Here is a 12467-nt window from a genome sequence, read left to right as displayed (position 1 = left end):
GATCCATTTCGAGCGAATGATAATGCTTATCATCCGCCCGAGTGGTCAAGTGTTGATTTCAGATTGAAATCAAACCTGTGGGGGCAGGCGTTTATTCCGCGTTGCACAGCGCCAGACAGTTATCGAGCATCCGGTTGGAGAAGCCCCACTCGTTGTCATACCAGGCCAGCACTTTCAGCAGTTTGCCGGTGGATTTGGTGTGGTTGGCGTCGAAGATCGACGACAAGGGGTTGTGGTTGAAATCGCTCGAAACCAGCGGCAGGGTGTTGTAGCCGAGGATCTTCGAATGCTGGCTCGCCGCTTTCATCAGTGCATTGACTTCATCGGCCGAGGCTTCGCGCTTCAACTGCACGGTCAGGTCAACCAGCGACACATTGATCACCGGCACGCGCACGGCCATGCCGGTCAGTTTGCCGGCCAGTTCCGGCAGCACCAGGCCCACCGCTTCGGCAGCGCCGGTCTTGCTCGGGATCATGTTCTGGGTGGCGGAGCGGGCGCGGTACGGGTCGGTGTGGTAAACGTCGGTCAGGTTCTGGTCGTTGGTGTAAGCGTGAATCGTGGTCATCAGACCGCTTTCGATGCCCAGTTCGCGGTGCAGCACCTGGGCCACCGGGGCCAGGCAGTTGGTGGTGCACGAGGCGTTGGAAATGATCTGATGCGACTGGCGCAGAATGTCGTGGTTCACGCCATAAACGACGGTGGCATCGGCGCCCTTGGCCGGGGCCGAGATAATCACTTTGCGTGCGCCGGCGGTAATATGCGCAGCGGCTTTGGCGCGGTCGGTGAACAGACCGGTGCATTCGAACACCACATCAATCTTTTCCGCGGCCCAGGGCAGGTCGGCCGGGTTGCGGATGGCGCTGACCGAAATGCGGTCGCCGTTGACGGTCAGGCTCTCGTTGTCATGAGCCACTTCGGCGTCGAATGTGCCATGAACGGTGTCGTACTTGAGCAGATGCGCATTGATCGCGCTGTCGCCCAGATCGTTGATGGCGACGATCTGCAAATCCTGACGATAGCCTTGGGTATACAGTGCGCGCAGGACATTACGGCCGATGCGGCCAAAACCATTGATTGCGATTCGAAGAGTCATTGAACAGCGCCGCCGTCGTTTTGTTGTTGGAATTACAAGATTATTCGCATAAAAATAGAAAACAAGCCTTTTTAGTGGCAATATTTTGTTTTATCTACAACGAGTGACCTGAATCAACTGGTCCGAATGATCAAGAAAACCGTTCGTCATCCCACGCGAACGGGCTTTTGATCAGCATAGACAATCAGGTCGCCACATCCGTTAGCCTGGAGTTCTACACATGCATCCCCGCGTTCTTGAGGTCACCGAACGGCTTATCGCCCGCAGCCGCGCCACGCGTCAGGCTTACCTTGCACTGATTCGCGGCGCCGCCACCGACGGGCCGATGCGCGGCAAGCTGCAATGCGCCAACTTCGCCCACGGCGTGGCCGGGTGTGGCAGCGAAGACAAGCACAGCCTGCGGATGATGAACTCGGCGAACATCGCAATTGTTTCGTCATATAACGACATGCTCTCGGCGCATCAGCCGTACGAAGTCTTCCCGGAACAGATCAAGAACGCCCTGCGCGAAATCGGCTCGGTCGGCCAGTTCGCCGGCGGCACGCCTGCGATGTGCGACGGCGTGACCCAGGGCGAACCGGGCATGGAGCTGAGCCTGCCGAGCCGCGAAGTGATCGCGATGTCGACGGCGGTGGCGCTGTCGCACAACATGTTCGACGGCGCGCTGATGCTCGGCATCTGCGACAAGATCGTGCCGGGCCTGATGATGGGCTCCCTGCGTTTCGGTCACCTGCCGACGATTTTCGTCCCGGGCGGGCCGATGGTCTCGGGGATTTCCAACAAGGAAAAAGCCGACGTGCGGCAGAAGTACGCCGAAGGCAAGGCGACCCGCGAAGAGCTGCTGGAATCGGAAATGAAGTCGTACCACAGCCCCGGCACCTGCACCTTCTACGGCACCGCCAACACCAACCAGTTGCTGATGGAAGTCATGGGCCTGCACTTGCCGGGCGCATCGTTCGTCAACCCGAACACGCCGCTGCGTGAGGCCCTGACTCGCGAAGCCGCGCATCAGGTCACGCGCCTGACCAAACAGAATGGCAACTTCCTGCCGATCGGCGAAATCGTCGACGAGAAGGCGCTGGTCAACTCGATCGTCGCGCTGCACGCCACCGGCGGCTCGACCAACCACACCCTGCACATGCCGGCCATCGCCATGGCGGCAGGCATTCAACTGACCTGGCAGGACATGGCCGACCTCTCCGAAGTCGTGCCGACCCTGAGCCACGTCTATCCGAACGGCAAGGCTGACATCAACCACTTCCAGGCGGCGGGCGGCATGTCGTTCCTGATCCGCGAACTGCTCGAAGCCGGTCTGCTGCACGAAGACGTCAACACCGTGCTCGGCCACGGCTTGAGCCAGTACACCAAGGAGCCGTTCCTCGATAACGGCAAGCTGGTGTGGCGCGAAGGCCCGACCGACAGCCTCGACGAAAACATCCTGCGTCCGGTGGCCCGTGCATTCTCGGCAGAGGGCGGCTTGCGGGTGATGGAAGGCAACCTCGGTCGCGGCGTGATGAAGGTGTCTGCCGTGGCGCTGGAAAACCAGATCGTCGAAGCACCGGCCATGGTGTTCCAGGATCAGCAGGATCTGGCCGACGCTTTCAAGGCCGGTCTGCTGGAGAAGGATTTCGTCGCGGTGATGCGCTTCCAGGGCCCGCGCTCCAACGGCATGCCGGAGCTGCACAAAATGACGCCGTTCCTCGGTGTGCTGCAGGATCGCGGCTTCAAGGTGGCGTTGGTGACGGACGGGCGCATGTCCGGCGCGTCGGGGAAAATCCCGGCGGCCATTCACGTCAGTCCCGAGGCTTATGTCGGCGGCGCTTTGGCGCGCGTGCAAGAGGGCGATATCATCCGCGTCGATGGCGTCAAAGGCACTTTGGAACTCAAGGTGGACGCCGCCGAATTCGCAGCGCGCGAACCCGCCAAAGGCCTTTTGGGCAACAACATCGGCAGCGGTCGCGAACTGTTTGGCTTCATGCGTTTGGCCTTCAGCTCGGCGGAGCAGGGCGCCAGCGCCTTCACTTCTGCCCTGGAGACGCTTAATTGAAACTGGCTTTGGTCGGTGACATCGGAGGCACCAACGCGCGGTTTGCGTTGTGGAAAGATCAGCAGCTCGAATCGGTTCAGGTGCTGGCCACGGCCGACCACGCCAGCCCGGAAGAGGCGATCAGCCTCTACCTGAGCGGGCTCGGTCTGGCGCCGGGCGCTATCGGCTCGGTTTGCCTGTCGGTGGCGGGGCCGGTGAGCGGCGATGAATTCAAATTCACCAACAACCACTGGCGCCTGAGCCGCAAGGCGTTCTGCCAGACCTTGCAGGTCGAGCAGCTGTTGCTGATCAACGACTTCTCGGCCATGGCCCTGGGCATGACCCGTTTGCAGCCCGGCGAATTCCGCGTGGTCTGCGAAGGCACGCCGGAACCATTGCGCCCGGCAGTGGTGATCGGCCCGGGTACTGGCCTGGGCGTCGGCACCTTGCTCGATCTGGGGGAAGGTCGGTTTGCCGCGTTGCCGGGAGAGGGCGGTCACGTCGATCTGCCGCTGAGCAGTCCGCGTGAAACCCAGCTCTGGCAACACATCCACAACGAGATCGGCCACGTCAGCGCGGAAACCGCATTGAGCGGCGGCGGCTTGCCTCGGGTCTACCGGGCGATCTGCGCGGTGGATGGTCATGAACCGAAACTCGACACACCTGAGGCAATCACTGCGGCAGGTCTTGCAGGCGACCCGATCGCTCTGGAAGTGCTGGAACAGTTCTGCTGCTGGCTCGGTCGCGTGGCCGGCAACAACGTGCTGACCACCGGTGGCCGTGGCGGGGTGTACATCGTGGGTGGCGTGATTCCGCGCTTTGCCGACTTCTTTCTCGAAAGCGGTTTCGCCCGCAGCTTCGCCGACAAGGGCTGCATGAGCGATTACTTCAAGGGGATTCCGGTGTGGCTGGTGACAGCGCCGTACTCGGGGCTCGTCGGTGCAGGAGTGGCGCTCGAACAATCCGGTAAATGATCATTCCCACGCCGAGCGTGGGAACAATCAACACATCAGGCATAATCCGCCCAATTCCAACAACAAGGATGCCTTCGAAGTGAGCTCAGTCAACAAGTCGATTTTGTTGGTCGATGACGACCAGGAGATACGCGAGTTGCTGGAAACCTACCTGACCCGCGCGGGTTTTCAGGTACGGGCCACGGCGGATGGCGCCGGTTTCCGTCAGGCGCTGAACGACGCGCCGAGCGATCTGGTGATCCTCGATGTGATGCTGCCCGATGAAGACGGCTTCAGCCTGTGCCGCTGGGTGCGCCAGCATCCGCGTCAGGCCCAGGTGCCGATCATCATGCTCACCGCCAGTTCCGACGAAGCCGACCGGGTCATCGGCCTGGAGCTTGGCGCCGACGATTACCTCGGCAAACCTTTCAGCCCCCGCGAACTGCAAGCCCGGATCAAGGCCCTGCTGCGTCGCGCCCAATTCGGCCAGGAACGTGGCGGCAGTGAAGTGCTGGCGTTCGATGAATGGCGGCTGGACATGGTCAGCCATCGGCTGTTTCACGCCGACGGCGAGGAGGTGATTCTGTCCGGCGCCGACTTCGCCCTGTTGAAACTGTTTCTTGATCATCCCCAGGAAATCCTCGACCGCGACACCATCGGCAACGCCACCCGTGGCCGCGACCTGATGCCCCTCGACCGCATCGTCGACATGGCCGTCAGCCGTCTGCGCCAGCGTCTGCGCGACACCGAAAAACCGCCACGCCTGATCCGCACCGTGCGCGGCAGCGGCTACCAACTGGCAGCCAATGTGGTTGCCGGCAATGGTCATTGAGTTCCTGCGCACCACCGCGCGCAAAGTGCCGATGCCGCGTTCGCTGCTTGGGCGAATGCTGCTGCTGACGCTGCTCGCGGTGTTGTTCGCCCAGACCCTGTCCAGCGTGATCTGGGTGTCCCAATTGCGTGCGACCCAGCTCGAAGGGCTGGTCACCAGCGCCCGCAGCCTCGCCCATTCGATGACCGCCAGCGTCAGTTATTTCCGCTCGTTGCCGGTGGCCTATCGGCCTCTGGTGCTCGACCAATTGCGCAGCATGGGCGGCACGCGTTTTGTGGTGACGCTCAATGACAAACCGCTGGGCATGGAAGTGCTGCCGGTGACGCCGCGCAAGGCGGCGGTGCTGAAAGCGGTGGATGAAGTGCTGCGTCAGTCGCTGGGCCAGGACACCGACATTCTGGTGACCTTCGTCAGCCCCGATGACCTACGGATCTTCAACGCCGGGTTGAAGCTCGATGAGTTGCCGCGTTCCTGGGCGCATTACGCGCTGACGCTGGAACCGGTGAATCCACCGGTGCTGGTGACCCAGATTCAGTTGGCGCCCGGTGAATGGCTGTACATCGCATCGCTGCTGCCCGAGCCCTACACCAGTCTCGAAGAGCAAGGCCTGCCGACCCAGCAGGTGTGGTTCATCGTCTTCACCAGCGGTTTTCTGTTGTTGTTCATCGGCCTGCTGGTGCACTGGCAGAGCCGGCCGCTCAAGCGTCTGGCACGGGCCGCGCGGGATTTGTCGCTGGGCGCCGATGTCGAGCCGGTGGCCGAGGGCGGCGGCAGCGAAGTGGTCGAAGTGGGCCGCGCCTTCAACACCATGCGCGAGCGGATCAGCCGTTACCTGACCGAGCGCAGCCAGTTGTTCAGCGCGATTTCCCATGACCTGCGTACACCGATTACGCGACTGCGCCTGCGGGTCGAACTGCTGGAAGACGAGAAGCTGCAAACCAAGTTCGGCCGCGATCTGGACGAACTGGAGCTGCTGGTCAAAGGCGCGCTGCAATGCGTGAAGGACACCGACATCCACGAAAACATCGAGCCGGTGGACCTGAACCATGTGCTCGACTGCCTGGTGGAACCCTATCTGGCGCCGGCCGGCAATGGTCGCGTGACGCAGCAGGGGCGGGCGTTGGCGGCGTATCCGGGCAAGCCGCTGGCGCTCAAGCGTTGCATCGGCAACCTGATCGACAACGCGTTGAAGTACGGGCAGAACGCCCACCTGCACATCGATGACGATGATCGTGCGTTTGTGCTGCATGTCGACGATGAAGGGCCGGGCGTGCCGGAGCAGCGGCTGGAGCAGGTGTTCGAGCCGCACTTCCGCTTGGCGGGACAGCAGCAGGGTTACGGTCTCGGTTTGGGGATCGCCCGCAACATTGCCCATAGCCATGGCGGTGAAGTGACGCTGCAGAACCTGCGCGAAGGCGGATTGCGCGTGACCCTGCAATTACCGCGTTCGGCGGATTAAGTCAAAAGCTTGCCCTCACCCTAACCCTCTCCCGGAGGGAGAGGGGACCGACCGAGGTGTCTGGCGTCATACATCGACCTGAAAGACCTTATCGATTATGGATTCAAAGCGAATCGTTCAGGTCGGCCTACCTCTGCAATATCCCTCGGTCGGCCCCCTCTCCCTCCGGGAGAGGGCTGGGGTGAGGGCTGGCTCTTTGTCACGACTCGGTGACAAAACCCGCCCCCTTCGTTACAAGCCCCTCCCGGCCCGTTGTTTAGACTGCCCGCAGTCATAACAACAAAAAAGGCCACCCATGGATCATTTCAATCCGGGCTTCAGCAGTTGGCTGAACGCCCCTGCCCACCAGCAATGGCTCGCCGATGAAGGCCTGCGCCTGCTGGCATTTGCCAAGGCTTCACGGCTGCCCGAAGGGTTTGGCAATCTCGATGAGCGCGGCCAGCTCCAGGCCGGCGCGCAAGCCGAAACCATGAACACCGCACGCATGACCCACAGCTTCGCCATGGCCCACATTCAGGGCCTGCCGGGGTTCGCCGAGCTGGTCGATCACGGCATTACAGCCCTGCGCGGTCCGTTGCGTGATGCGCTGCACGGCGGCTGGTTCGCCGTCGCCGAACACCGTGACGGCAACACCGGCAAGAACGCTTATCTGCATGCTTTCGTCGCTCTGGCGGCGAGTTCCGCAGTGGTCGCACAACGTCCGGGCGCGCAGGCGTTGCTGGATGACGCCATCGACATCATCGACACGTATTTCTGGAGCGAGGAAGAGGGCGCCATGCGCGAGTTCTTCAATCGCGACTGGCGCGAAGAAGAGGCCTATCGCGGCGCCAACAGCAACATGCACGCCACCGAAGCCTTCCTTGCCTTGGCCGATGTCACCGAAGACCCGCGCTGGCTGGTGCGTGCGCAACGCATCGTCGAGCGGGTGATTCACGGGCACGCCGCCGCCAACGATTACCTGGTGATCGAGCATTTCGACCGCAACTGGCAACCGCTGCGCGACTACAACCATGACAATCCCGCCGACGGTTTCCGTCCCTACGGGACCACGCCGGGCCATGGTTTCGAGTGGGCGCGGCTGTTGCTGCACCTCGAAGCCGCGCGGGTTCAGGCCGGCATGCTGACGCCCGGCTGGCTGGCCACCGATGCGCAAAAGCTGTTCGAACAAAACTGCCGCCATGGCTGGGATGTCGATGGTGCGCCGGGCATCGTCTATACCCTCGACTGGAACAACAAAGCGGTGGTGCGTCATCGCCTGCACTGGACCCACGCCGAGGCCAGCGCTGCCGCCAGTGCCTTGCTCAAACGCACCGGCGATGCGCAGTACGAAACCTGGTATCGCCTGTTCTGGGAATTTTGCGAAACGTATTTCATCGACCGCTGCGGCGGCAGCTGGCATCACGAACTCGACCCGCAAAACCGTCCAAGTGCCGATATCTGGGCGGGCAAACCGGATCTGTACCACGCCTGGCAGGCTGTTCTGATTCCGCGTCTGCCGCTGGCACCGAGCATGGCCAGTGCTCTGGCACACCTGTCTCGAAGCGTTCCTGTGTAACCATGTGGTGACATTCGCGCGTCCCTTCGTTACCTGCGGGGGGAAACGCTCTGTTTAAACTCGTGTGCAGCGCAAGCACCAGACTTGCATGCATAACAACAAGAAAGGTACATCTCAGATGAATGCGATTTCTCGCCTCGCTACTGTCATTTCTGTCGCCTCCCTGTTCCCGCTCGCTGTGCTGCCCCTGAGTGTTTCCGCTGCCGAATCCAAAGGTTCGGTGGAAGTCGTGCATTGGTGGACGTCCGGTGGCGAAAAAGCTGCCGTCGATGTGCTCAAGGCACAAGTCGAGAAAGACGGTTTCACCTGGAAAGACGGCGCTGTCGCCGGCGGTGGCGGTGCAACTGCCATGACCGTGCTGAAAAGCCGCGCAGTAGCCGGCAACCCGCCAGGCGTTGCCCAGATCAAGGGCCCGGACATCCAGGAATGGGCGTCGACCGGTCTGCTCGACACTGACGTGCTGAAGGACGTTTCCAAGTCCGAGAAGTGGGACAGCCTGCTCGACAAGAAAGTCTCCGACACTGTGAAGTTCGAAGGTGATTACGTGGCCGTGCCGGTGAACATTCACCGCGTGAACTGGCTGTGGATCAACCCGGAAGTCTTCAAGAAAGCCGGTATCGAAAAAGCCCCGACCACCCTCGAAGAATTCTACGCCGCCGGCGACAAGCTGAAAGCGGCGGGCTTCATCCCGCTGGCTCACGGCGGTCAGCCTTGGCAGGACAGCACCGTGTTCGAAGCGGTCGTGCTGTCGGTGATGGGCGTTGATGGTTACAAGAAAGCCTTGGTCGACCTGGACAACGCTGCCCTGACCGGCCCGGAAATGGTCAAGGCCCTGACCGAGCTGAAGAAAGTCGCGACCTACATGGACCAGGACGGCAAAGGCCAAGACTGGAACCTGGAAGCGGCCAAGGTCATTAACGGCAAGGCCGGCATGCAGATCATGGGTGACTGGGCCAAGTCCGAATGGACCGCCGCCAAGAAAGTCGCCGGCAAGGACTACGAGTGCGTTGCGTTCCCGGGCACCGACAAGGCGTTCACCTACAACATCGACTCGCTGGCCGTGTTCAAGCAGAAGGACGCGGGCACCGCGGCCGGTCAGCAGGACATCGCCAAAGTCGTGCTGGGTGAAAACTTCCAGAAAGTCTTCAGCATCAACAAGGGCTCGATTCCGGTGCGCAACGACATGCTCGCCGACATGGGCAAGTACGGTTTCGACTCCTGCGCCCAGACCGCTGCCAAGGACTTCCTGGCAGACGCCAAGAGCGGCGGCCTGCAACCGAGCATGGCGCACAACATGGCGACCACGCTGGCCGTGCAGGGTGCGTTCTTTGATGTCGTGACCAACTACATCAACGACCCGAAAGCCGACCCGGCCGACGCTGCCAAGAAACTCGGCACGGCCATCAAGGCTGCCAAGTAATGCTTGGCCTGTAGGAGCGAGCCTGCTCGCGATAGCGGACCGTCAGCCACCGAAAGTGTGAACTGACACAACGCAATCGCCAGCAGGCTGGCTCCCACAGGGATCGCATCCGTAATTCTTAATCCTTCTACTGGATCTTCCCATGAGTTCTGTTGCTGTGTTCAGCAAGGCCTCGCCGTTCGACGCATTGCAGCGCTGGCTACCGAAACTGGTGCTGGCGCCGAGCATGTTCATCGTTCTGGTGGGCTTCTATGGCTATATCCTCTGGACGTTTGTCCTGTCGTTCACCACGTCGACCTTCCTGCCGAACTACAAGTGGGCAGGGCTGGCGCAATACGAGCGCCTGTTCGACAACGACCGCTGGTGGGTGGCGAGCAAGAACCTGGCCGTGTTCGGCGGCATGTTCATCGGAATCACCCTCGTAATCGGCGTGACACTGGCGATTTTCCTCGACCAGAAAATCCGTCGCGAAGGCTTTATCCGCACCATTTACCTGTACCCGATGGCGCTCTCGATGATCGTCACCGGTACTGCGTGGAAATGGCTGCTCAACCCGGGCATGGGCCTGGACAAATTGCTGCGGGACTGGGGCTGGGAAGGCTTCCGTCTCGACTGGCTGATCGACCCGGATCGCGTGGTGTATTGCCTGGTGATCGCGGCGGTCTGGCAAGCCTCGGGCTTCATCATGGCGATGTTCCTCGCCGGTCTGCGTGGCGTCGATCAATCGATCATCCGTGCCGCCCAGATCGACGGCGCGAGCATGCCGCGCATCTACTGGAAAGTGGTGCTGCCCAGCCTGCGTCCGGTGTTCTTCAGTGCAGTGATGATTCTGGCGCACATCGCGATCAAGAGCTTCGACCTGGTGGCGGCCATGACGGCCGGCGGCCCTGGTTATTCCTCCGATTTGCCGGCGATGTTCATGTACTCGTTCACCTTCAGCCGTGGACAGATGGGCATGGGCTCGGCCAGTGCAATCCTGATGCTCGGTGCGATCCTCGCGATCATCGTGCCTTACCTGTACTCCGAGCTGAGGACCAAGCGTCATGACTAGTCTCGCTTCGAAACCTGCCATCAGCCTGAGTCGCATCGCGATCTACGCGGTGTTGATCCTCGCGGTCCTGCTGTACCTGGTACCGCTGGTGGTCATGCTGTTGACCAGCTTCAAGACCCCGGAAGACATCTCCACCGGCAACCTGCTGAGCTGGCCGACCGTGGTCAGCGGCATCGGCTGGGTGAAAGCCTGGGCCACCGTTGACGGCTACTTCTGGAACTCGATCAAGATCACCGTGCCGGCCGTGATCATCTCCACCGCCATCGGTGCGTTGAACGGTTATGTGCTGTCGTTCTGGCGCTTCCGCGGTTCGCAACTGTTCTTCGGTCTGCTGTTGTTCGGCTGCTTCCTGCCATTCCAGACCGTGTTGCTGCCGGCCTCGTTCACCCTCGGCAAGATGGGCCTGGCGAGTACCACCACCGGCCTGGTGTTCATCCATGTGGTCTACGGTCTGGCGTTCACCACGCTGTTCTTCCGTAACTACTACGTGAGCATTCCGGATGCGCTGATCAAGGCGGCGCGTCTCGATGGCGCGGGCTTCTTCACGATCTTCCGCCAGATCATCCTGCCGATGTCGACGCCGATCATCATGGTCTGCCTGATCTGGCAGTTCACCCAGATCTGGAACGACTTCCTGTTCGGCGTGGTGTTCTCCAGTGGTGATTCGCAACCGATCACGGTGGCGCTGAACAACCTGGTCAACACCAGCACCGGGGCCAAGGAATACAACGTGGACATGGCGGCGGCGATGATCGCCGGGCTGCCGACCCTGCTGGTCTATGTGGTCGCAGGCAAGTATTTCGTGCGCGGGCTGACGGCCGGCGCAGTCAAGGGGTAATCATGGCTACGCTCGAACTTCGCAATGTAAACAAGACCTACGGTACCGGCCTGCCGGACACCCTGAAGAACATCGAACTGTCGATCAAGGACGGTGAGTTCCTGATCCTCGTCGGGCCTTCGGGCTGCGGCAAGTCGACCCTGATGAACTGCATCGCCGGCCTGGAAACCATTACCGGCGGCGCAATCATGATCGGCGACCAGGACGTAAGCGGCATGAGTCCCAAGGATCGTGACATCGCCATGGTGTTCCAGTCCTACGCGCTGTACCCGACCATGAGCGTGCGCGAGAACATCGAGTTCGGTCTGAAGATCCGCAAGATGAGCCAGTCGGCGATCGACGAAGAAGTCGCCCGCGTGGCCAAGCTGCTGCAGATCGAGCACCTGCTCAATCGCAAGCCGGGTCAGCTCTCCGGCGGCCAGCAACAGCGCGTGGCGATGGGCCGTGCCCTGGCGCGTCGGCCGAAGATTTATCTGTTCGACGAACCGCTGTCCAACCTCGACGCCAAGCTGCGTGTCGAGATGCGCACCGAAATGAAACTGATGCACCAGCGCCTGAAAACCACCACGGTCTACGTGACCCACGACCAGATCGAAGCGATGACCCTGGGCGACAAAGTGGCGGTGATGAAGGACGGGATCATCCAGCAGTTCGGTACGCCGAAAGAGATCTACAACGACCCGGCCAACCTGTTCGTGGCGAGCTTCATCGGTTCGCCGCCGATGAACTTCATTCCACTGCGCCTGCAACGCAAGGACGGCCGTCTGGTGGCGCTGCTCGACAGCGGCCAGGCCCGTTGCGAATTGCCGATGGCGATGCAGGACGCCGGTCTCGAAGACCGCGAAGTGATCCTCGGCCTGCGCCCGGAGCAGATCGCGCTGGCGAACGGCGAGGGCAATGGCCTGCCGAGCATCAAGGCTGAAGTGCAGGTCACCGAGCCGACCGGTCCGGACACCCTGGTGTTCGTCAACCTCAACGACACCAAGGTCTGCTGCCGTCTGGCGCCGGATGTGGCACCGCAGGTGGGCGAAACCCTGACCCTGCAGTTCGATCCGTCGAAAGTGCTGCTGTTCGACGCCCAGTCCGGCGAACGCCTGGGGATTGCGGGTCTGCCGAAAGCCGAACCGCACAGCGCTAACGTGGCCCAGTTCAAGGGTCGCTGATGAACACAGGCGGGAGCGGGCAGGCCCGTTCCCGCAGGGAGCACGCGGTGCGTGGCCTGTCGCGCGCCGCATCAGAT

10 protein-coding genes are annotated in these 12467 nt (G+C 61.6%); 9 read left to right on the top strand and 1 reads right to left on the bottom strand.

The features are described from left to right. Positions 1–91 precede the first annotated feature (91 nt). Complete coding sequence (gap, locus tag PDR5_RS22290) at positions 92–1093, bottom strand: type I glyceraldehyde-3-phosphate dehydrogenase (protein ID WP_064598953.1); 1002 nt, start codon at positions 1091–1093, stop codon at positions 92–94. 220 nt (positions 1094–1313) lie between these two features. Here gap and edd point away from each other — a divergent pair, with 220 nt between their 5' ends. From edd to PDR5_RS22245, 9 genes are all read left to right on the top strand, one after another. Further along, positions 1314–3140 carry a phosphogluconate dehydratase gene (gene edd / locus PDR5_RS22285; RefSeq protein WP_064598951.1) on the top strand — a complete coding sequence of 609 codons (1827 nt, stop codon included), beginning with the start codon at positions 1314–1316 and terminating at the stop codon, positions 3138–3140. Further along, a complete protein-coding gene (locus tag PDR5_RS22280) occupies positions 3137–4093 on the top strand; it encodes a glucokinase (RefSeq protein ID WP_064598949.1) in 957 nt (318 codons plus the stop codon). The genes edd and PDR5_RS22280 overlap by 4 nt, the downstream gene beginning before the upstream one ends. Before the next feature lie 79 nt (positions 4094–4172). Next, a complete protein-coding gene (locus PDR5_RS22275; protein WP_064598947.1) occupies positions 4173–4904 on the top strand; it encodes a response regulator in 732 nt (243 codons plus the stop codon). Positions 4905–4935: 31 nt separating this feature from the next. After that, entirely contained in the window at positions 4936–6363 is a 1428-nt protein-coding gene (locus PDR5_RS22270) for an ATP-binding protein (RefSeq protein ID WP_170928295.1), read from the top strand. Between the two features lie 295 nt (positions 6364–6658). Then, positions 6659–7918 carry a D-mannose isomerase gene (locus PDR5_RS22265; protein WP_064598943.1) on the top strand — a complete coding sequence of 420 codons (1260 nt, stop codon included), beginning with the start codon at positions 6659–6661 and terminating at the stop codon, positions 7916–7918. Between the two features lie 118 nt (positions 7919–8036). Further along, positions 8037–9338, top strand: a complete 1302-nt coding sequence (locus PDR5_RS22260) for an ABC transporter substrate-binding protein (protein ID WP_064598941.1) — start codon at positions 8037–8039, stop codon at positions 9336–9338. Between the two features lie 142 nt (positions 9339–9480). Further along, a complete protein-coding gene (locus tag PDR5_RS22255) occupies positions 9481–10389 on the top strand; it encodes a carbohydrate ABC transporter permease (RefSeq protein ID WP_007951166.1) in 909 nt (302 codons plus the stop codon). Beyond that, the gene (locus PDR5_RS22250) at positions 10382–11227 is read left to right on the top strand and encodes a carbohydrate ABC transporter permease (RefSeq protein WP_007951164.1); all 846 of its coding nucleotides are present in this window, start codon (positions 10382–10384) and stop codon (positions 11225–11227) included. Before PDR5_RS22255 ends, PDR5_RS22250 begins: the two co-directional genes overlap by 8 nt. Positions 11228–11229: 2 nt before the next feature. Next, complete coding sequence (locus tag PDR5_RS22245) at positions 11230–12390, top strand: ABC transporter ATP-binding protein (RefSeq protein WP_064598939.1); 1161 nt, start codon at positions 11230–11232, stop codon at positions 12388–12390. Positions 12391–12467 lie beyond the last annotated feature (77 nt).

Origin of the sequence: Pseudomonas sp. DR 5-09 (assembly GCF_001655595.1) — a bacterium.
In the GTDB taxonomy this organism is placed as follows: domain Bacteria; phylum Pseudomonadota; class Gammaproteobacteria; order Pseudomonadales; family Pseudomonadaceae; genus Aquipseudomonas; species Aquipseudomonas pharyngis.
This window is presented reverse-complemented; position numbering and strand designations above follow the sequence as displayed.

Coding starts and splice junctions, on each gene's coding strand:
- PDR5_RS22250 (WP_007951164.1), top strand. CDS start 10,382: ATGACTAGTCTCGCTTCGAAACCTGCCATCAGCCTGAGTCGCATCGCG.
- PDR5_RS22245 (WP_064598939.1), top strand. CDS start 11,230: ATGGCTACGCTCGAACTTCGCAATGTAAACAAGACCTACGGTACCGGC.
- PDR5_RS22270 (WP_170928295.1), top strand. CDS start 4,936: ATGCCGCGTTCGCTGCTTGGGCGAATGCTGCTGCTGACGCTGCTCGCG.
- PDR5_RS22265 (WP_064598943.1), top strand. CDS start 6,659: ATGGATCATTTCAATCCGGGCTTCAGCAGTTGGCTGAACGCCCCTGCC.
- PDR5_RS22260 (WP_064598941.1), top strand. CDS start 8,037: ATGAATGCGATTTCTCGCCTCGCTACTGTCATTTCTGTCGCCTCCCTG.
- gap (WP_064598953.1), bottom strand. CDS start 1,093: ATGACTCTTCGAATCGCAATCAATGGTTTTGGCCGCATCGGCCGTAAT.
- PDR5_RS22255 (WP_007951166.1), top strand. CDS start 9,481: ATGAGTTCTGTTGCTGTGTTCAGCAAGGCCTCGCCGTTCGACGCATTG.
- edd (WP_064598951.1), top strand. CDS start 1,314: ATGCATCCCCGCGTTCTTGAGGTCACCGAACGGCTTATCGCCCGCAGC.